This is a genomic window from Paraprevotella xylaniphila YIT 11841 (assembly GCF_000205165.1).
In the GTDB taxonomy this organism is placed as follows: Bacteria; Bacteroidota; Bacteroidia; order Bacteroidales; family Bacteroidaceae; genus Paraprevotella; species Paraprevotella xylaniphila.
The window spans coordinates 24771-45100 of the sequence record NZ_GL883841.1 but is presented as its reverse complement, the minus strand read 5'-3'; the positions used below and the strand labels follow the sequence as shown (position 1 = coordinate 45100).

The 20330-nt window shown below is 50.1% G+C and carries 14 protein-coding genes and 1 riboswitch; of the genes, 8 read left to right on the top strand and 6 right to left on the bottom strand.

Annotated features, from left to right (window positions below):
- Positions 1-21 precede the first annotated feature (21 nt).
- Both HMPREF9442_RS07050 and HMPREF9442_RS07045 read right to left on the bottom strand, forming a co-directional pair.
- Positions 22-738, bottom strand: coding sequence for an MBL fold metallo-hydrolase (locus HMPREF9442_RS07050; protein ID WP_008626852.1), 717 nt, complete (start codon positions 736-738; stop codon positions 22-24).
- Positions 739-756: 18 nt separating this feature from the next.
- On the bottom strand, positions 757-3207 hold the full coding sequence (locus HMPREF9442_RS07045) for a glycoside hydrolase family 127 protein (protein ID WP_008626851.1): 2451 nt from the start codon (positions 3205-3207) through the stop codon (positions 757-759).
- 88 nt (positions 3208-3295) lie between these two features.
- On the opposite strand from HMPREF9442_RS07045, the gene HMPREF9442_RS07040 reads away from it, so the two are divergent.
- Positions 3296-5698 (top strand): glycoside hydrolase family 127 protein, encoded by a 2403-nt coding sequence (locus HMPREF9442_RS07040; protein ID WP_008626850.1) that lies wholly within the window; start codon positions 3296-3298, stop codon positions 5696-5698.
- Positions 5699-5774: 76 nt separating this feature from the next.
- Here HMPREF9442_RS07040 and HMPREF9442_RS07035 read toward each other — a convergent pair whose 3' ends face one another.
- The 4 genes from HMPREF9442_RS07035 to HMPREF9442_RS07015 form a co-directional block, all read right to left on the bottom strand.
- The gene (locus HMPREF9442_RS07035; RefSeq protein ID WP_008626849.1) at positions 5775-6662 is read right to left on the bottom strand and encodes a carbohydrate kinase family protein; all 888 of its coding nucleotides are present in this window, start codon (positions 6660-6662) and stop codon (positions 5775-5777) included.
- A gap of 736 nt (positions 6663-7398) precedes the next feature.
- Positions 7399-9588: a leucine-rich repeat domain-containing protein gene (locus tag HMPREF9442_RS07025; RefSeq protein ID WP_172634396.1), complete on the bottom strand. Its 2190-nt coding sequence runs from the start codon at positions 9586-9588 to the stop codon at positions 7399-7401.
- 816 nt (positions 9589-10404) lie between these two features.
- Positions 10405-10615: riboswitch (cobalamin riboswitch) on the bottom strand.
- Positions 10616-10650: 35 nt separating this feature from the next.
- The gene (locus tag HMPREF9442_RS07020) at positions 10651-12318 is read right to left on the bottom strand and encodes an ABC transporter ATP-binding protein (RefSeq protein WP_253271056.1); all 1668 of its coding nucleotides are present in this window, start codon (positions 12316-12318) and stop codon (positions 10651-10653) included.
- A complete protein-coding gene (locus tag HMPREF9442_RS07015) occupies positions 12312-13205 on the bottom strand; it encodes an NAD kinase (protein ID WP_008626838.1) in 894 nt (297 codons plus the stop codon). The genes HMPREF9442_RS07020 and HMPREF9442_RS07015 overlap by 7 nt, the downstream gene beginning before the upstream one ends.
- A gap of 103 nt (positions 13206-13308) precedes the next feature.
- On the opposite strand from HMPREF9442_RS07015, the gene HMPREF9442_RS07010 reads away from it, so the two are divergent.
- The 7 genes from HMPREF9442_RS07010 to HMPREF9442_RS06980 all read left to right on the top strand — a co-directional run bounded on the left by HMPREF9442_RS07010 (position 13309) and on the right by HMPREF9442_RS06980 (position 20215).
- Positions 13309-14022: a pyridoxine 5'-phosphate synthase gene (locus HMPREF9442_RS07010; RefSeq protein WP_008626836.1), complete on the top strand. Its 714-nt coding sequence runs from the start codon at positions 13309-13311 to the stop codon at positions 14020-14022.
- A gap of 19 nt (positions 14023-14041) precedes the next feature.
- Complete coding sequence (locus HMPREF9442_RS07005; protein WP_008626834.1) at positions 14042-15313, top strand: mechanosensitive ion channel family protein; 1272 nt, start codon at positions 14042-14044, stop codon at positions 15311-15313.
- Positions 15314-15349: 36 nt separating this feature from the next.
- Complete coding sequence (locus HMPREF9442_RS07000; RefSeq protein ID WP_008626832.1) at positions 15350-15910, top strand: DJ-1 family glyoxalase III; 561 nt, start codon at positions 15350-15352, stop codon at positions 15908-15910.
- The gene (locus tag HMPREF9442_RS06995; RefSeq protein ID WP_008626830.1) at positions 15907-16593 is read left to right on the top strand and encodes a 2-C-methyl-D-erythritol 4-phosphate cytidylyltransferase; all 687 of its coding nucleotides are present in this window, start codon (positions 15907-15909) and stop codon (positions 16591-16593) included. Before HMPREF9442_RS07000 ends, HMPREF9442_RS06995 begins: the two co-directional genes overlap by 4 nt.
- 3 nt (positions 16594-16596) lie before the next feature.
- The gene (gene recG, locus HMPREF9442_RS06990) at positions 16597-18693 is read left to right on the top strand and encodes an ATP-dependent DNA helicase RecG (RefSeq protein ID WP_008626829.1); all 2097 of its coding nucleotides are present in this window, start codon (positions 16597-16599) and stop codon (positions 18691-18693) included.
- Between the two features lie 127 nt (positions 18694-18820).
- Positions 18821-19282, top strand: a complete 462-nt coding sequence (gene ndk, locus HMPREF9442_RS06985; RefSeq protein WP_008626828.1) for a nucleoside-diphosphate kinase — start codon at positions 18821-18823, stop codon at positions 19280-19282.
- A 39-nt stretch (positions 19283-19321) separates the two neighbouring features.
- Positions 19322-20215 (top strand): peptidoglycan DD-metalloendopeptidase family protein, encoded by an 894-nt coding sequence (locus HMPREF9442_RS06980; protein WP_008626823.1) that lies wholly within the window; start codon positions 19322-19324, stop codon positions 20213-20215.
- The last annotated feature ends 115 nt before the right edge of the window (positions 20216-20330 follow it).

Here is a 20330-nt window from a genome sequence, read left to right as displayed (position 1 = left end):
CTTCCGGATGTGCAAACCCGGTCAGAACCGGGCGATGGCCTCTCCTTCCTCTTGAATGTAGAGGAAACTGGTTTGCATTTGTTCCGCCTCCGGACCGAATGCCATGGCCGTTTCGTGGGCCGGAGGGAAATGCATCGGTGCAAAATAACGGGTGGGGATGTGTTGCAGCCATTGACGTGCGCCACGTGCAAAGTCGCTGCCTAAACGCGGGTCTACGGGAAACATTACCAGGTCGAAAGCCGTACATTCCTTTCGGATGTCGTTCAGGATAGCCAGAAAGTCACCTTCCCGTTTTTTGATTTCCTGTGGCGTGGATTCGTCTGCCCAATGCCAGTTGTTCAGGTCGCCTGCATGGAATATGTCTTTGTCTTCCACATGAACAGACCAAGATACACCGGAATCGGTGGAACCGAAAGCATGTACCGTGATGAGGTCGTCGCGGTAGCTTTCTCTCCGTCTCAGGTATGCCGTTACGCCTTCCGTTCCGGCACGCCGCCGACGGTAGATGTCGCGGGAGAGGATGACTTTCTTTTCCCCGTGGGGTACGGGCAGGTTCAGGATTTCCGGATTGAAATGGTCCTGATGGAAATGGCTGGCCAGAAAGTAGACACGTTTATGCGTTGTGGACAGTGTCCGTTCCACGATACCGTTGTCGGCATCCCGCCAGAAATCAAAAATCAGGATGGCCGATAGGCCTTCGAGCATGAAGCCGCTGTGGTAGATGTAAGTTAGAGTCATGGTAGGGCTATTTGTGGGCTATTCAGTGGCCGGAATAACTTTCCATTCTAACACACCGCCCGATTCCCCCTTTTGGAGTTGCGCGGAGATTTTCAGTCCGGTGGTCTTTACCGGCTTGAAGTCGAGACGGTTGTAGGTGTCTTTGGCTGTGGTGTACGGCGTAATGGCTTCCACTTCTTTCCAACTGTCGCCGTCTTTATAATAGAGTTTCCACGAGGCCGGCACACGGAAGTTTCCGTCGTAGTGGTCGAAGTCCAACCAATATACCTCTACGCCCGATACAGTGTAAGCTTGGTCGAAGTCGTAGGCCAACGTTTCTTCCGTACCCCGTTTGAGCCACCAGTAATGGTAAGGTTTGGACGTGTCCGACGAACGTTTCGGTTCCCATTGGTCGTTTACGCCCCAAGCCCAACTCTCCGTGGCTGCGGATTCCGGAGCATCTTTCTGGATAGGTGCTTGAATCGTCAGCGTGCGTGCCCGGCTGGCGATGGTCGGCAAAGGTTCGGGACGGGCATATTCCGGCGATGTGGGAATCCATACGGCCATTTGTGCCGCGCCACGGTTGTTCCATACGGAATAAGGAATGGCTTTGAACGGTACGTCCGTCGTCTTTCCGTCACGTCCGACGGCTTGGGCCGTGCCTTCCAATGTGACGATGCCGTTAAGCATGTCCGGGGCGTAAGTGGCGGAGATTGCCGTCCCGGCAGGGATGACTTTGTTGAAAATCAAACTGTCCGGTTGGTCTTTGTCTTCTATGCAGTAGACGATGGGGCCCCGTTCGATGGCGGCTTTTCCCCGGTCGTCTTCCACTTCGACACGGGCTTCCACCCGGCGTACGTCCATCGGGAAATCCAGTTGCACCGTGTCGCCTTTCTTCCATTTCCGCAAGATGACGGCATAACCGTTTTCCACATGGAAATCCACGTCCTTTCCGTTGACTTGTATGGTGTAGCCCTTCCCTTTTCCGGTGTAGTGATACAGGTCGGTCGGGACCGGACGGCCTTGTGCCCATCCCGGGATGCGGCATCGCAGGGCAAAGGTCTGCTTCTTTTCGGGATGTACGGCCAGACGGATGTTTCCGTCCCATGGATAATCCGTCGTCTGTCGGATTTCTATTTTATTTTGGGAGGTAGAGAGACTGGCCGTACTTTGTATATATAGGTTGACGAAGACGTCCTTGCCTTGGGTGGCATACATGTAATTAGGAACGGAAGCCATGAAACGGGTGACGTTGCCCGGACAGCAGGCACAACCGAACCAGGCCTGCCGTCCGTGCTGCCCCATGCTTTCCAACGGATTGTCGTAGAAGAAGCGGTCACCACTGAGCGACACGCCCGAAATGACCCCATTGTAGAGGGCACGTTCCAGTATATCCTCGTACCGGGAGTCGCCCGTAGCAAGGAACATGCGGTGGTTCCAGTACACGTTGGCGATGGAGGCGCAAGTCTCGCAATAGGCCGTATGGTTGTTCAGTTCATAATCCGGGCCGAAGCCTTCGCCTTGGGCACGGGAGCCGATGCCGCCCGTGATATAGAGCTTGCGCCCGGCCATGTTTTCCCAAATGCGCGTAAGGGCATGGAAATAAGCCGTGTCTCCGGTCTGTGCGGCCACGTCGGCTACACCGGAATACAGGTAACCGGCCCGTACGGCATGGCCTACGATTTCATCCTGTTCGAGGATGGGCTTGTGGTCCTGGCTGTATGCGTTGGGAGCGTGCCCGTCGGTGCACCGTCCCGTTTCTTCCACGAAATACCGGGCCGTGCGGAGATATTCTTCTTTTCCGGTGACTTTGTAGAGTTTGGCCAGTGCCATTTCCACGATAGGATGTCCCGAAGGCACATGTTTCTGTCCTTCATCAGGGCCGAATACACGGCATACCAAATCTGCGTTTTTGATAGCCACGTTCAATAGGGAACGTTTGCCCGTGGCGCGATAGTGTGCCACGGCAGCTTCGTAAAGATGTCCTGAATTGTAAAGTTCGTGGCTGTTGATTTTCTCCCAACGGTGTGTTCCCCACCAACCCGAAAGACGGGTACAACGGTTGGTCACGCAAGTGGTCAGGTAACCGTCGGATTCCTGCGCGGCGGCAATCAGTGCGATGACGCTGTCCAGATAGGCATCCAAACGTGCATCGTACTTCACGGCCAACGAATAAGAAGCCCCTTCGATGATTTTATACGGGTCGGTGTCGTCGAACGAAAAGTCGCCCCGGTGCTCGCCCTCTTTCAGTCCGCCTGCGATGGCGAAGTTGTCGAAACGTCCGTTCTTCTCGCATTCCCGGAAAGCCGAGGGAATGGACACCGTGCGGTTCGTCTCGATGCGCGGAGACCAGAACGCGTCCTGGATTTGTACTTGGGTAAACGGCACTTCCGTGATTTGTGCCGTGTTTTGCCCGTGGATGGCAATGGAAAAAGCAACGGTGCAGAAAGTCCATGCGGTTCGTTTCAAAAAGAAGATATTGTTTCTCATGGGTTAATAATTTTATGGTTTCATGCTGCAAAGATAATTAGTTTTGCTAACTTTGCCCACGAAACCAATAAAATTATCTTAACTCACCATGAAGAAAAGATTGCTGACTGCCGTTTGTGTGTTCTCCGTGGCATGGAACATGCAGGCGCAAGACGTGCGCCACGGTTATCCTTTTTCTCCCGTACCTTTCACGTCCGTCAAGGTGACGGATTCCTTTTGGGGGCAACGCTTGAAGGCGAGCCGTGAGGTTACCATCCCTTTGGCCTTCAGTAAATGTGAAGAGTCCGGCCGGTATGAAAACTTTGTCAAAGCTGCCCATCCGAGCGAAGGTTACAAGGTCGGAGGGTATTCTTTTGATGATACGGATGTATATAAAACGATAGAAGGCGCAAGCTATTTGCTGCAGACTTATCCGGACAAGAAACTGGTGTCGTATATCGACAGCGTGTTGGCCATTGTGGCGGCAGCGCAGGAGCCGGACGGCTATCTGTACACGAGCCGCACGATGAATCCCAAGCATCCGCACGAATGGGCGGGCAGCAAGCGTTGGGAAAAAGTAGAGGACTTGAGCCACGAGTTTTATAACCTCGGCCACATGGTGGAAGGTGCCATCGCTCATTACCAGGCCACGGGCAAACGTAATTTCCTTGACATAGCCATCCGTTATGCCGACTGCGTGTGCCGTGAAATCGGTCCGGAGGAGGGGCAACTGGTACGTGTGCCCGGCCATCAGATAGCCGAAATGGCCTTGGCCAAACTCTATATCGTGACGGGCGACCGCAAGTACCTGGACGAGGCGAAGTTCTTCCTTGACCAACGCGGCCATACTTCTCGGCGCGACGCTTACAGCCAGGCGCACAAGCCCGTGGTGGAGCAGGACGAAGCCGTAGGGCATGCCGTGCGGGCCACTTACATGTATGCCGGGATGGCCGATGTGGCAGCCCTCACGGGCGATACGGCTTACATCCATGCCATCGACCGGATTTGGGACAATATCGTGGGCAAGAAGTATTACATCACCGGCGGTATCGGGGCTACGGCCAACGGCGAGGCTTTCGGTGCGAATTATGAACTGCCCAACATGTCGGCTTATTGCGAGACGTGCGCGGCCATCGGCAACGTCTATGTCAACTACCGTTTGTTCCTCCTGCACGGGGAATCCAAATACTATGATGTATTGGAACGTACCTTATATAATGGGCTGATTTCGGGCGTTTCGCTGGACGGCGGCGGTTTCTTCTATCCCAATCCCTTGGAGAGCCGGGGACAGCATCAGCGCCAGCCTTGGTTCGGTTGTGCCTGTTGTCCGTCCAACATTTGCCGTTTCATCCCTTCCTTGCCCGGTTATGTATATGCCGTGAAGGATAAGGACGTATATGTCAACCTGTTCATGTCCAACGAAGCCAACCTTGAGGTGGACAAGAAAGGGGTCGTTCTGGAGCAGCAAACCCGTTATCCTTGGGATGGCGACGTGGCCGTGAGTGTGAAGAAGAACAAGGCCGGTGTGTTTGCCCTGAAAATCCGTATCCCCGGTTGGGTGCGCGGACAAGTCGTACCGAGCGATTTGTACCGTTACAGCGACGGCAAGCGTTTGGGATACAGTGTGAAAGTGAACGGCCAACCGGTGGAAAGCGGATTGCAGGACGGTTATTTCACGATAGAACGCCGATGGAAGAAGGGCGACAAGGTGGAAGTGCATTTCGACATGGAACCTCGCGTGGTGAAAGCACACGCCAAAGTGGAGGCCGACCGCGGGCGTGTGGCTGTGGAGCGCGGCCCGTTGGTGTACTGTGCCGAGTGGCCCGACAATGATTTCGACATCATGAGTGTGTTGGTGAACCGCCGCCCGCAGTTCGAGACGGTAGAGAAACCGGATATGCTTTGCGGCCTGACGGAAATCAAGACGGGTGCGCAGGTGTTGGGCTATGATGCCGAAGGCCGTCTGACGGCTTCGGATGTCGAACTGACGCTTATTCCTTATTATGCCTGGGCGCACAGGGGAACCGGTAACATGATGGTATGGCTGCCGCAGGAGGTGAGCGCGACAAGCCCGTCCATGCCGGCAACCTTGGCCTCGGAGAGCCGTGTGGACGCTTCGCACAAGACTACGGCCTTGTCTGCCATTAACGACCGTTTGGTTCCGGCGGACGAGAACGACCGTTCCATGGCCTACTATCATTGGTGGCCGAAAAAGAACTCGACGGAGTGGATTACTTACGAGTTCCCGAAACCGACGGAAGTGTCTTCCTCCACCGTATATTGGTTCGATGACGAGCCGTGGGGTGGTTGCCGAGTGCCCCAAAGTTGGAAACTGTATTACAAGGACGGACAGGGCGGTTGGACACCGGTGTCGGCAACCGTCACGTACGGGACGAAAAAAGGCGTGCCCAACACGGTGGAATTCACGCCGGTGCAGACTACGGCCATGAAGTTGGAAGTCGTGTTGCCGGAGGACAATTCGGCCGGTGTTTTCGAGTGGGAAGTCGAGTGAGATATGGGATTGTGAAAGAGAGTGTGCCGCAAGGGATGTGTTTCTTGCGGCACACTCTTCTTTTTGTCCCGTCATCTTATATCTGTTTCGTGAATCTCTCGGGGAGCAGGGGCATGGCTCCTTTTTGCGTACATACGTAAGCTGAAACGTCCACTGCGAGGCGGTGTGCTTCATGGATGTTTTTTCCGGAAAGGATGGCGACCGTGAAAGCGGCTGTGAAGGAGTCGCCTGCACCTACGGTGTCGGCCACTTCCACTTTCGGGGTGTCTCGATAGGATGTCTCTTCCGGGGTGAATACGAAGCTGCCTCGTGCGCCGCAGGTGAGAATCAAAGCCTTCAGCGCATATCGCTTCAGCAGCGTCCTGCATCTTGCTTCCTGATTCGTACCGGGCAAGTCGAACAGACGTGTCACGATGTCGAGTTCTTCGTCGTTGATTTTAAGGATGTTGCACTTTTGCAGACTGGTGGAGATGATTTCCTGTGTGTAGAAACCTTGCCGGAGGTTGATGTCGAATATCTTGTATTGCCCGTCCCCGTCCGGCATGGTGTCAAGGAACCGGTGGATGGTGGAGCGTGAGGCGGGATGCCGTTGGGCCAACGAACCGAAACATACGGCTTGCGTCTGGCGGGCCAGTTCTGCCGTTTGCGGCGTGAAGGGGATATGGTCCCATGCCACGTCTTCCCGGATGTTGTAGCAGGGGATGCCCTTTTCGTCCACTTCCACCTCTACGCTTCCTGTGGGGAAGTCCGTTTTCTCAATAAGTCCTTTCAGCGATTTGTCCCGTAAGTTCTCCAATAGCTCGCTCCCCGCCGTGTCCCTTCCCACGGCACTCACTACCCGGCTGTCTATTCCGAATTGCGAGATGTGGTAGGCGAAATTGGCCGGTGCGCCTCCTATTTTCTTGCCTTCGGGCAACATGTCCCACAAGGCTTCTCCCATGCCTGTTACGATGGATTGTTTCATGATGATGCGGTTTGACGGTTTGTTTCTTGTGTATGCCGATGGCGACCCCTGTACAGTCCGGTGGCATGACGGTACAAATATACCACTTTTTATGCAGTGGCACGGCATGGGCAAAGTGTCAAAATGTTAAATCCGGTTGTCCGAGAATCCGTTATTTCGGTCCGGAAGAGGGGAGGGATGGAAATAACGGATTCTCGTGCGGCGGTTTTTTATCGTTTTGTAACGAAAGAAGGTCTTGTCCCGTTCTTTTGTCGGCCGTGCCGGAGGTTTGTGCGTACGGTTTTACGGTCGGGAAAGCGGTGAGCCTGTTTCGTTGTCATTCTGTTTTCTGTTTTTGGAGGTGTTTCCGTTTCAATTAGAGGTGGAAAGACGGTTTACGGCTTGTTTTTATTCCCGTTTCCAACGACTTGTGGCATGGTTGGCGTAGGACTTGCTTTCATTGTGCGCCGAACGGAAAATCGCTTTCAGCCGAATGAATTTCCGTTCGGCTGAGATTGATTTGCATATATGCAGGATTTATGCAGAGAAAAGAGGAATTTCTTGCATGTTTATGCGAAATTTTACTCTAAATTACGGGCTTTGAATCCCAATGAATGGCTGAAATCCGTATGGTTTGCTTCCTTTTTGAAGGTTAACCGGAAGGGTGCGCTTTCAAAGTGTCGTTTGTATAAGTTTTACGGCCACCGTTTTGCATACGCAAAGGGTGGCCGCATGGGGATGAGAGGGACGGGAAACGTCAGTCCACGATCCGTTTTTGTGTCGTCCCGTCGGAATAGCGGATGATGTGAATGCCTTTTCCGGGGGCATCCAGTTTCCGTCCATTGAGGTCGTAATAACCGGTAATGTCCGGATTGTGTCCGTTTGTTTCCATCTTTTGGATGCTTGTTTCAGATGACGTGGAAAACAATCCTATATAATGGGATAGTACTTCTCCGTTTTTCGAGTAAGTTTTGAGACTGTAGTAATAATCATGTTGTTCTGTCAAATTTTTAAATACGGTAGAGATTGAATCGGAGGTACTTCGTGATAAGATATTTCCATTGGCGTCAAAACTTTGGCTTCCGACTACGATTGTCATTGCTGCGTCCTCGTATACGGTAAGTTTATACGACGCTGCGTCCGCTTCTTTTTCCCACGTAAAGCTGACTTTTGTGTTTTCCGGGGAAGCTTGTATCAGGTTGGAGTCGAGAGTAGGGACAAATACGGCTATCAGCTTTCGGTTGCTTTCTGCAACAAATGAACATAGCCTGTCGGTAGTCAGTATGTTTCCGTTTTCAGTCCAGGCGGAAAACGTATATCCACTATGGGCTATGGCTTCAAGTTCTACATTGTCGCCATATTGGTATTCCGTGAGCCCGAGTATTTCTCCAGCGTTCATTATGTTTTTCGTCACGTCTATCTTTATTGGCGCCTCTTCTTCTATGAAGTAAAAGTCTTTCCATCCAGTGGCTTTCTCGTAGTATTGTTTGCTTCCGTATGGTACATGTAAGGTGCAGGCGAACAAATTTACCCCCTCGAATGTCCCGGAGTAGGCAACGGGAGGCAGGGCGCGTTTTACGTATATGTCCGTCAGCCCTTCGCAGCCGTAGAATGCTTTTTCTTTAATGCCGTTCAGGGTGCTTGGCAATGTAGCTTTTCTAAGCATGGAGCAATTATAGAATGCTCCGTATGCCAATGTCTCGCTTCCGTCTGCAATCACGATTTCTTCCAATGCCTTAGGGATATAGTAGGTGTGGCTCTTTCCGTTTTCGGAGTATTGGGTGATGGGGAGGTATTCACCTTTTGTGTTGTCGCATGAACTGCCAAAGAACATGCCCAGGTTGTTTTGGGTAAATGGTATTTCCAAGTATTTGAGGGCAGGCAGGTTTGAGAATAGGCCGTTAGGTATTGTTTTTGCACTTCTGATATTGATACTGTCTAAACTTGTACATCCTGCAAGTCCGAAGTCGGCATTTCCCACGTTGGGTATCCACAGTTTGGTTAGTGAAGAGCAATTATTCAGTGCCCCCGGACCTATACTGTCCATTCCGACAGGGATTTCCGTATTCAACCGTTTGCAACCCGAAAAAGCAGAAGGAGCAAGCGTCTTTAAGCAGGGCGGCAGATTGATGGTAATCAACTGTTCGCAGTTATAAAAAGTACCTTCTTCTATCGAAAAAACAGAGTCCGGCAATACGACGGTACATAACTTCTTGCAGCCGCTGAAAGCGTAGGGGCCTATACGCTTGACGGCTTGTGGGATTTCAATGTCCGAGATGCCTGTGTTCGCAAAAGCGGTGCGTCCTATCGTTTGAAGGGAATCTGGCAGGGTGATGGAAGATAGTCTCTCAAAAGAGTAGAACAGTTGGGACGGGATTGTCGTGACATCCTTTCCTATGGTGACGTCGTATAGTGTGTTTTTGTTGTCTTTGGGGACATCATTGTAAAACGGAGGGTAGTATTGTGTTGAAGGCCATTCTTCGCTTTCGTTGTACTGCAAGTCTCTGCCAAGGTATAATTTATTTATTCTGCAATCGGCAAACACCCCCTCTCTGTAATATTTAAATCCGGTGGTTTTGGCATCCAGGAATAATGGTTGTTTACCGTCTTCGATGGTCAGTTCGGATAGTGAACTGCAACCGGCGAATGCTTCGCCATGGATATAAGTGACGGTGCTCGGGATTGTGATGGATGTCAATTTGGTACAGTTGATGAACGCATTTTCTGCAATCGTGTTAACGGTGTAGGTCGTTCCGTCGTATGTTATGTGGCTTGGGATTTTGACTTCTCGGAAATAGTAACCGTGGTTGTACTCCATACTAAAATAAGTTACGGAGGCTGTATTGTAATTTAGGTTATAGGCAATTCCGCCAACGGCACAGTCATAAGCAAAGGTCTTCTGTCCTATACAGAAGGTGGTTAATAATACAAGTAATATATTTTTCATATTGATGTTTGGGTTATGAAAAAGGCGTGCAACCATTCTTTAGATTGCCTTTTGTTGGGTTACCGCCAAGTGACCTTCTGCATACAAGCAACAGAATAGCTCACGCCTTATTGGCGTGAACTCCCAGTCTGCTTGTTCTTATGCAGTGAATGTTTGGCGGTATTCGACAAAAGAAGAACAAGAGCTAAAAGCTCAATATTTTATATGTTCATTTCAAGTTATGGAATGGAACGCTTTCTCGGTTTGTTAATATGCCGCGTATTCCAACGCGGTAGATTCTTACTCGGATTAATGAAATGCAGCCTTGTCGAGCATGCTGTCCTTTTTTTGCGTCTCATTCATTTTACTGTCTGTTTCTTCACCTCCTTTTTTGAACATTGTATTCCTATAGTATGCAAAGTTAATTTTTTGCAAGAGAATAAAGTAGTAAAATCCCTAAATTTTCATTGTATCATTATTTTATTCTTGTTTTTAAGAATGTCCGGTAGATAAAATCAATGACGTCCTGAAGAGATTTTCTTCTGGACGTCATTTTTTTGAATGTGAATTCTTCTGTCTGTCTCCATCGTTTCCGTTTATTTCTGCGTCTGGTAAAATGGATTGATAGCAGATAGCATGGCAGACGCAAGGGCGAATCGCTTCGGCCTTTGGAGGGGGTTAAATAAACGTTGTCGTGTGACAGGCATCTTCCAAGCGTCATGTTCTGAAAGGTGCCACATTCGTCCGTTATGTTGCGGACGAAATAAGCCGATCCTTGTGATAGAAAAGACGGTTCTTAGAATCTGAGTGGAATCATCGCCTAACCCTCGAAGCGAGATGCCGCAGTTTGAACAGGCAGGTTTTCTGACTTATTCCCGTATCAAAAACCTTCCCGACCCCGTGATGGATTTGAGGCAGTGGTATGAGTCTTCCTTTTGATACGCTTTCTGGAATTTACAGCAGCGGGACTGTCCGGGATTTCCACCCGATTCCCTTTTCATCCGGAATGCCGATCGGCAGACAGGACACCTGTTTCGGGGCAAAGATAGTGTTTTTGCGTGGGTTGGCCAAAGTTTTTCCTTTTTATTTGCAGAGTTTCAATACGCGTGTTTCTGATGTAATGATGTTCATCCGGTGAGTGACAAAAATCAAGGTCTTATCGCCATAATGGCTACAGATATTTTGCCATAGCCGTTTCTCGGTTGCGGTGTCGAGTGAGGAAGTGGCTTCGTCGAATAGTAATATACCGCCCGGACGCAGTAAAGCGCGGGCGATGGCAACACGTTGCGACTGTCCTTCGCTTAATCCCGTGCCTTGTTCGCCGCAACGGCTGTCCAGGCCTTCGGGTAGTTGGAATACGAAATCGGCGCAGGCGTGGGCAAGTGCGGCTTGCATCTCTTCATCTGTGGCGTGCGGGTTGCCGAGCAACAGGTTTTCCCGTATGGTACCGCTAAAGAGGGTGTTTCCCTGTGGGACGTATGTGAAGCAGGAGCGGGTACCTGCGTTGCATTCGGATTGCCTGCCATGGTTGTCGTATAATATGATTTTTCCCGCAGTGGGGTGGATTAAGGAAAGCATCAGGCGTATTAAAGTCGTTTTCCCTGCACCGGTTTCCCCTATCACGGCCGTATGGCTGCCTGGCGGGAAATCGTAGGTGAAATCTTGCAGCACGTGGCGGCCTCCCTTGTCGTATGCGTATGAGACCTGATGGAAGCGTATGCCGGAGGGCGAACCCATCCGGGTTCCTTCGGGATACTTTTCCAAGGGGATTTCTTCCAATTGCATGAGGCGTTCGCCGGCTGTAAAAGCGTTGACGAAAACAGGAATGAAACGGGTCATGTCCCGGAACGGTCCTTGTATTTGTCCTACAAGTTGGATAAAGGCTATCATCATGCCGTAGGTGATCGTCCCTTCGTGCAGCCGGGCGGCTCCCCAAAGAAAGGCTACGAGGTAACACCCCATGAATCCGGCACTGAGGAAAGACGAGGAGATGGACGAAAAGTGGGTGCGCGTCTTGATTTGGCCACGTAAATCCTGTTGTATGTTGTCCAACCGTTGTACCATAACGGGCTGTTGTTCCAAAGTCTGTACAACCATCTGGTGCTGTATCGTTTCTTGCAGTATGCTTTGGATACGGCTGTCCGTATTCCTGATTTCGCGGGTCAGTTTGCGCATACGTTTCATATATACTTTGCTCAATACCATGAAGAGCGGAATGATGGCCACAGTGAGACAAGCCAATGAAGCATCCATGGAATACAGGAATAAGAACGCGCCTGCCAACCGTATGCACACGGCGATAATGGAAGGAGCCGTTTCGGTGACGGCATTCACCACGTCGGTGACATCTCGCTCCAGCCTGTTCAGGAGGTCACCGCTGTGGCGTCGGTTCCGGTCTTTCCACTCGCTGTGGAGCAAACGGTCGAAATAGAACCGTTGCATGTGGTTTTGTGCCTTGACTCCCAAAATGGCCTTGACCCAACGTGAAGCGAAATGGATGCAGAGCTGTGACAACAGGATACCGATGAGTAGTGCGGCGGCTATGGATAAACTTCCGGGGGCTTTATAGGTCGCGATGTCGATGGTCCATTTGGTGGCAGCGATGAACATGAAATCCAACAATACGGTGGAACAGCCGAGCAGGGTGTTCAGTCCCGTTTGCAGTCGGTGGTGTCGCAGGATATTCCACAGCCATTGGAGCAAACGTAGGGTGGAATAGGTTGACGTAGAGGAGCGAAAGGCGTTCAACATGATTCTTCCCTTGGGTCGGCACCCCACATGAGTTTCTCACGTAAGGTGGAGTAAAACGAATGGTTCTTGCGTTGCAATACCTTTATATTATAAGGAGCTCGACGAAGGATGAGGCGTGTGGCTTCGGTGCAGGCTTCGCTGCGTCCGTCTATAGCCACGAGGAAATTATGGTTGCGGGATTCTACCGACAGGGTAAGTTCCACTTGGTCGCGGAGCGTGATGGGGCGTGCGTTCAGGCTGTGGGAGGCTACGGGTGTAATGCAGAATGTACCGGATTGGGGCACGATGATGGGGCCTCCTACGCTCAAGGCATAACCGGTGGAACCGGTGGGCGTGTTGATGATGAGGCCGTCAGCCTGATAAGTGGCCAGAAATTCGCCATTCACTTCCACCCGGATGGAAATCATGGAGGAATTGTCCCGTTTCAGGACGGCCACTTCGTTCAGGGCGTATGGGTATCCGGAGAGTTCCGGACCTTCGTATTTTACTTCGATGACGCTACGCTCGTCAATTTTGTATGTGTGGTTGTAGATGTCGTCGATGCATTCATTGATTTCTTCCGGAGACACGTCGGCTAAGAAGCCGAGCCGCCCCATGTTGATTCCTAATATAGGTATGTCTTTATTTCCCACCCGGCTGGCTGCGGCCAGAAAAGTACCGTCACCTCCCATGCTGACTGCGATGTCAGCCTGAAAGTCGCTGTCTGATATCAGTCCGGTAGGGATGACATCGAAATGAAGTTCCTGTTTAAGGTAAGTGTAGAAAGCCGTGTCAATATAGAGTTCGGCTCCACGGGCGGTCAACAAGGAAATGAGTTGTTTGACCGAAGCCGACTTTTTAGCTTGATAGATGTTGCCGAACAGGGCGAATTTGAGTCTTTCTGCCATTTTCCTAATATTAATTAAGACTTTTACTGCGGTTATAGAGCCGCAAATATAGTATTTTTTTCTAACTTTGCCCTATTGGTGACAAATTATAATTGAAAGAGAAATGACGAAATTAAGCGTGAACATTAATAAGGTGGCTACTCTGCGTAATGCGCGGGGAGGCAATAATCCGGACGTCGTGCAGGTGGCATTGGATTGTGAAAAGTTCGGGGCACAGGGCATCACGGTGCATCCCCGTCCCGATGAGCGCCACATCCGTTACCAGGACGTGTATGACCTAAAAGCTGTTTTGCGTACGGAGTTCAACATCGAAGGCAATCCGGTGGACAAGTTCAATGATTTGGTGTTGAAAGTACGACCCACACAGGTAACATTGGTGCCCGATGCCCCCGACCAGATTACGTCGAATACGGGTTGGGACACGAAAAAGAATCTTTCGTTTCTGACGGAGATCATAGGGGAATTTAAGGAAAAAGGGATTCGTACTTCCGTTTTTGTCAATGCCGAAGCGGAGATGGTGGAATATGCGGCAAAAGCGGGGGCGGACCGGGTGGAACTTTATACGGAGCCGTACGCTTCGGCTTATGCAGGAAGTCCGGAGGATGCTGTCCGTCCTTTCGTGGAGGCAGCACGGACGGCTCGCGGTTTGGGGTTAGGGCTGAATGCCGGTCATGACTTGAGCTTGGAGAACTTGAAATACATGCATGAACAGATAGGGTGGATTGATGAAGTAAGCATCGGTCACGCACTGATTTGTGACGCTTTGTATCTCGGGTTGGAAGAGACCGTCAAGCGCTATCTGGAGTGTTTGAAATAGAAAATCCGGACGTGTCGGAATGATGGAAATGGACTTGCAAGGATGGTTGACAAGCGTGTTGGCTTCGTGGGGATTGGTTTCGGTAGCTAGTGTCTTGACGCACGGAGTCATGTTGGTCTTGTTGGTAGGTGTAGCTTTTCTGGCTGATGCGGTTTGCCGTTGTTTCTTGCTGAAGGCTGTGGCTCGTTTGGTGAAGCATACCAAGGCTACGTGGGACGATGTGGTATTCGACCATAAGGTGATGGTACGGTTGAGCCGTATGGTGGTGCCGGTGGTGATATATTGCTTTGTACCCGTAGTTTTTGCCGATACGAATGGAAGTACGGTTGATTTTGTCCGACGAATCAGTTTTGTATTTATTGTTCTTTCTTTTTTGGGTTTTATTCATGCTTTTTTAAGGGCTGTTTATAGTGTCTATAGCGATAAGGAAGCCTTTCGGAACCGTCCTTTGAAGAGTTTGTTGCAGACACTTCAGGTGGTGGCATGGTTCGTGGGCGGTATAATCATGCTCAGCGAGCTGATAGATAAGGATCCCGTTTCGCTGTTGGCTGGATTAGGTGCTTCGGCTGCTGTTTTGATGTTGGTTTTTAAAGATACCATTATGGGGTTCGTCAGTGGGGTACAGTTGTCGGCCAATGATATGCTGAAAGTGGGAGATTGGATAAAAGTGCCCAAATATGATGCCGACGGGGTCGTGACGGAAGTGACGCTGAACACCGTGAAAGTCCGTAATTGGGACAACACCGTGACCACGGTACCGCCATACGTCTTAGTCAGTGAATCGTTTCAGAATTGGAATGCGATGCGCGAAAGCGGCGGACGTCGTATCAAACGGTCTGTCAATATAGATATGAGCAGTGTGAAGTTTTGTACGCCGGAGATGTTGGAGCGTTTTCGCAAGATAAGTTTGCTGAAAGACTATATAGAAAGGAAAGAACAGGATTTGCAGGATTATAATGCGGCTCATTCCATCGATGATACCGTAAAGGTCAATGGCCGCCGCCAGACCAATTTAGGGGTGTTCCGGGCTTATTTGACGGCATACTTGCGGAGCTTGCCTTATACCAATCAGGAACTGCATTGCATGGTCCGCCATTTGCAGCCGACGGACAGGGGAATTCCTGTGGAACTGTATTTCTTTTCGACGGTGAAAGACTGGATTCCTTATGAAGAAATCCAGGCCGATGTCTTCGACCATGTCCTGGCAGTGATTCCGGAGTTCGACTTGCGGGTTTTCCAATCACCTTCGGGAGCGGATGTGCAACGCATGGCGTGGCAAGAGAAGAATTGATTTAACTTATAAATATTCATTATTAAATACAGAAGGATGGAAACAGTATATTTGTTTTTTGCCGAAGGCTCGGAAGAAGTGGAAGCTTTGGCTGTGGTAGATATTTTGCGCCGTGCAGGAGTGGAAACCCGTATCGTTTCGGTGACGGGCGACAAGATGGTGACCGGGTCGCATGGCATCCGTGTTGAGGCCGATATGTTGATAGAAGATGTTGATTTTTCCAAGGCCGCCATGTTGGTATTGCCTGGCGGGCTGCCTGGTTCATACAATCTGGCCGGACACGAAGGTTTGGCCGAAGGTATCATGCAGCAGTATAAGGCAGGTAAACCGTTGGCGGCTATTTGTGCGGCCCCTTTGGTCTACGGCCGTATGGGATTGCTGGAAGGACTGAAGGCGACTTGCTATCCCGGATTTGAAGAGAACTTGGAAGGGGCTTCTTATACAGGCAGTCTTGTGGAGGAGGACGGCTTGTTCATTACCGGAAAAGGGCCGGCTGCCGTATTTGAATTCGGTTATGCCATCGTGGCCAAGCTGGCCGGTCAAGACAAGGCGGAAGCCGTGAGAAACGGAATGTTGTACAACGAAGTGGCTCGATGAAGAAATATGCGATCGTAGTGGCCGGAGGGAAAGGACTGCGTATGGGGGGCGAAATTCCCAAGCAGTTCATTCCGGTCCAAGGTCGACCGGTGTTGATGCGGACGTTGGATGCATTCCATGCCTATGACGAAAGTGTGGAACTGATTGTGGTATTGCCGGTTGCACAGCAGGGCTATTGGAATGAATTGTGTCGTGAATATGACTTCCGCATTCCTTATCATTTGGCCGACGGAGGAGAGACACGCTTTCATTCTGTGGCCAACGGTTTGGCAGAGGTGCCGGATGGGGAAACGGATGCTTTGGTGTCCGTGCACGATGGCGTACGTCCTTTTGTGTCTCGTGAAGTCATTGCGGCATGTTATGAATCTGCTTTCCGGGAACGTGCTGCCATACCTGTTGTCGAAGTCGTGGAGACACTGCGTTGTCTGGAATCCAACGGGGCGGAGGGAGACAGTATAACCGTAGACCGTGCACAATATCGTTTGGTGCAGACCCCGCAGGCTTTTCGGGCCGATGTGCTGAAAACCGCTTACCGGCAAGAATACCGTCCGTTTTTCACCGACGATGCTTCTGTGGTGGAAGCTATGGGGGTACAGGTGAAGTTGGTGCCGGGCAACCGTGAGAATATAAAGATAACCACACCTTTCGATTTAAAGGTAGCCGAAGCTCTTTTATCTGATTGACCGATGATAGACCTTGATCGCCAAGACATCAAGTTCCTGCCGGGAGTGGGGCCGCAGCGTGCCAAACTGCTCGGAGATGAGTTGCAAATCCGTACTTTGCATGATTTGTTGTACACCTTTCCTTATAAGCATATAGACCGTACGCGGCTTTATTATATCCATGAGTTGACGGCCGATATGCCTTACGTGCAGATTCGCGGTCAGATATTGAGCTTTGATACGGAGGGAGAGGGGCGGAAACGGCGTTTGGTGGCTCATTTTACCGATGGGCAGGGAGTTGTGGACTTGATTTGGTTCAATGGCATAAAATATATTTTGTCAGCCTATAAGACGCGGACGGATTATATCGTGTTCGGGCGGCCGAGTGTTTTCAACGGGCGAATCAACATCGCTCATCCTGATGTGGACAAGGCCGATGAATTGCGTTTGAACACAATGGGGCTTCAGCCTTATTACACGACTACGGACAAAATGAAACGGGCCGGACTGAATTCCCGTTCTATAGAACATTTCACGGCGACTTTGTTTGAACGTTTGGATGCCGAAATCCCGGAAACCTTGCCGCCTTATTTAGTAAGCGCGTTGAATCTGGTGTCTTTGGATGAAGCACTTCGCCATGTGCATTATCCGACTTCTGCGGAAGATTTGCGGAAGGCACAATTCCGTTTGAAGTTCGAAGAACTTTTCTATATTCAATTGAATATAATAAAGTATGCGCGTGAGCGTCGTCAGAAATATCGTGGTTATGTGTTTGCCCGTGTAGGCGAGTTGTTTCATACGTTTTATGAAAAGAATCTGCCGTTTGAGCTGACCGGGGCGCAAAAAAGAGTCATTCGTGAGATTCGTCAGGACATGGGGAGCGGCCGGCAAATGAACCGTCTGTTGCAAGGCGACGTAGGCAGCGGGAAGACACTGGTGGCCTTGATGAGTATCTTGATTGCTTTGGACAATGGTTTTCAGGCTTGTATCATGGCACCTACCGAGATTCTGGCGGAGCAGCATTATGTGACTTTCCAGAACTTGTTGTCCGGGATGCCCGTTAGGGTGGAACTGCTGACAGGGACGGTGAAAGGAAAGCGGCGACAGGCTGTTTTGGACGGATTGAAAGACGGTGAGGTACGGATTCTGGTCGGGACGCATGCCGTGTTGGAAGACACGGTGCTTTTTAAGTCTTTGGGCATGGTCGTGATAGACGAGCAGCATCGTTTCGGTGTGGCTCAGCGCGCCCGTTTGTGGGCTAAAAACAGCAATCCTCCTCATGTACTGGTGATGACGGCCACGCCAATACCCCGTACCTTGGCCATGACCTTGTATGGCGACCTCGACGTGTCGGTTATCGACGAGCTGCCTCCCGGGCGCAAGCCGATTCAGACGGTTCATCAGTTTGACAACCGGCGGGAGAGCCTGTACAGGGGGTTGCGTTCGCAGTTGAACGAAGGCCGGCAGGCATACGTGGTATACCCGTTGATTAAGGAAAGCGAGAAGATGGACATCAAGAACCTTGAAGAGGGGTATGAGCAGTTGTGCCGCGATTTGCCGGAATATAAGATAAGCCGGGTGCATGGTAAAATGAAAGCTGCAGAGAAGGAGGCCGAGATGCAAGATTTCATTTCAGGGAAGACCCAGATACTGGTGGCGACTACTGTGATTGAGGTCGGAGTGAACGTACCGAACGCTTCGGTCATGGTGATAGAGAATGCCGAACGTTTCGGACTGGCACAGTTACATCAGTTGCGTGGACGGGTGGGACGTGGAGCCGACCAGTCCTATTGCATTTTGGTCACCAAATATCAGCTTTCGGCGGATACACGCAAACGTATTCAAATCATGACGGAGACGAACGACGGGTTTGAAATAGCCGAGGCGGATTTGAAGTTGCGCGGTCCGGGCGATTTGGAAGGCACGCAGCAAAGCGGGGTTTCGTTTACGTTGAGGTTGGCCAATTTGGCACGTGACGGACAGGTGCTGCAGTTGGCGCGGGAGACGGCCGAAAAAGTGTTGGACGATGATCCGCATTGCGCAGCTTCAAAGAATGATATTCTATGGAGACAGTTAAATAAATTAAGGAATAAGACTGTGAATTGGGGGGTGATTTCTTGAAAAAATGATCTTTGGAGGAAAAATACTGTTAATTTTCTTGGGCTTTTGTTATGGAAAGATTATCTTTGTCGCCGTTAGTGTTTAGAATACGCTAATTAAATATGTTTAATTCAAAAAGTCTATATTCATGGAGAAAACCTTGGTCTTGTTAAAACCTTGTACATTACAGAGGGGGCTTGTAGGAGAAGTTATCAACCGTTTCGAGAAGAGAGGATTGAGGTTGGCCGGAATGAAAATGATGCAATTGACAGATGCGATATTGAACGAACATTATGCTCATTTGCGCGAGAAGTCATTCTTTCAGATTTTAAAGGATTCCATGATGTCGACTCCCGTGATTGCATGCTGCTTCGAAGGTATTGAGGCCGTAAACGTAGTACGGGCGATGGCAGGGGCTACAAATGGCAGGAATGCCCTTCCGGGCACTATTCGTGGTGACTATTGTATGAGTAACCAACAAAATATCGTCCACACGTCCGATTCATTGGAGAATGCGAAAATAGAATTGGCACGTTTCTTCAAGCCGGAGGAGATTTTTGAGTACGAATCTTCCAACTTGGGTTATTTGTATGCCTTAGATGAATTATAATAAGAGAAGATAAGCGAACTTTATAATATTAATAATTAAATGTTTTTCAATTTCAAAAGACTTAAGACAGGAGCTGTAGTGGTTTTGGCCGTGCTTAGTTTGCCGGTATCAGGGCAAGATTTGTTGGCTCGCCAGGCACCTATAGACAAAAAGATGAGAGCCATAGATTCTGTCGCTTTACAGCGTTTGGTAGGTGACGAACAGCTTGAAAATCCCGCGTTTGGTCTTTATCCCGATTGGAACAACCAATATGCCCATCGTTATGATGTAGAATTGCCGGAAGAATACAAGATAGACTTGCGGCATTTCTGCATGCCGACGCCGAGCACGAGAATTACTTCTAATTACGGTTATCGTGCAAGTTTCCGTCGTCAGCATAAAGGGTTGGACATCAAGGTGTACATCGGGGATACCATACGTTCGGCGTTTAGCGGAAAAGTGCGTATCGTGGATTACGAAAGAAGAGGATACGGGAATTATATTGTTATCCGCCACCCTAATGGTTTGGAAACGATATACGGCCATTTGTCCAAACAGCTTGTGAAGGAAAACCAAATTGTGAAAGCAGGAGAACCTATTGGCTTGGGAGGAAATACGGGACGTTCTACCGGTTCTCATTTGCATTTTGAAACACGTTTCTTGGGGCAAGCCATCAACCCGGCTGAAATGTTTGATTTCGTGGCTCAGGACGTGACGGGGGATTATTACATCTTCCGTTCCAATAAAGGAAAGTCTGAATTGGCAAAGAACGAGACAAATGTCCGGCCCAAACCTACTGCGAGGCCTCGTTCTAAAGTGCACCGTGTGAAATCGGGTGAGAACCTTTCGGTTATTGCTTCAAAATGTGGGACGACGGTTGCTAAGTTATGTAAGTTGAACGGAATAACCCGGACTACGGTACTCCGTCCGGGACAAATACTTAAGTATTCATAAGCATTAGATTTAATAAGCAAGGAAGAGGTGCTCCGTAAGGTCGGGACATCTCTCTTTTGCTGTTTATTTGGGGGTGAGGACGGTTGAAGTAAACGGGTTTTAATCTCCTGAGAAC

Excerpts from the sequence above, each read along its gene's own strand:
- HMPREF9442_RS07050 (WP_008626852.1), bottom strand. The coding sequence starts at position 738 with ATGACTCTAACTTACATCTACCACAGCGGCTTCATGCTCGAAGGCCTA.
- HMPREF9442_RS07045 (WP_008626851.1), bottom strand. The coding sequence starts at position 3,207 with ATGAGAAACAATATCTTCTTTTTGAAACGAACCGCATGGACTTTCTGC.
- HMPREF9442_RS07040 (WP_008626850.1), top strand. The coding sequence starts at position 3,296 with ATGAAGAAAAGATTGCTGACTGCCGTTTGTGTGTTCTCCGTGGCATGG.
- HMPREF9442_RS07035 (WP_008626849.1), bottom strand. The coding sequence starts at position 6,662 with ATGAAACAATCCATCGTAACAGGCATGGGAGAAGCCTTGTGGGACATG.
- HMPREF9442_RS07025 (WP_172634396.1), bottom strand. The coding sequence starts at position 9,588 with ATGAAAAATATATTACTTGTATTATTAACCACCTTCTGTATAGGACAG.
- HMPREF9442_RS07020 (WP_253271056.1), bottom strand. The coding sequence starts at position 12,318 with ATGTTGAACGCCTTTCGCTCCTCTACGTCAACCTATTCCACCCTACGT.
- HMPREF9442_RS07015 (WP_008626838.1), bottom strand. The coding sequence starts at position 13,205 with ATGGCAGAAAGACTCAAATTCGCCCTGTTCGGCAACATCTATCAAGCT.
- HMPREF9442_RS07010 (WP_008626836.1), top strand. The coding sequence starts at position 13,309 with ATGACGAAATTAAGCGTGAACATTAATAAGGTGGCTACTCTGCGTAAT.
- HMPREF9442_RS07005 (WP_008626834.1), top strand. The coding sequence starts at position 14,042 with ATGATGGAAATGGACTTGCAAGGATGGTTGACAAGCGTGTTGGCTTCG.
- HMPREF9442_RS07000 (WP_008626832.1), top strand. The coding sequence starts at position 15,350 with ATGGAAACAGTATATTTGTTTTTTGCCGAAGGCTCGGAAGAAGTGGAA.
- HMPREF9442_RS06995 (WP_008626830.1), top strand. The coding sequence starts at position 15,907 with ATGAAGAAATATGCGATCGTAGTGGCCGGAGGGAAAGGACTGCGTATG.
- recG (WP_008626829.1), top strand. The coding sequence starts at position 16,597 with ATGATAGACCTTGATCGCCAAGACATCAAGTTCCTGCCGGGAGTGGGG.
- ndk (WP_008626828.1), top strand. The coding sequence starts at position 18,821 with ATGGAGAAAACCTTGGTCTTGTTAAAACCTTGTACATTACAGAGGGGG.
- HMPREF9442_RS06980 (WP_008626823.1), top strand. The coding sequence starts at position 19,322 with ATGTTTTTCAATTTCAAAAGACTTAAGACAGGAGCTGTAGTGGTTTTG.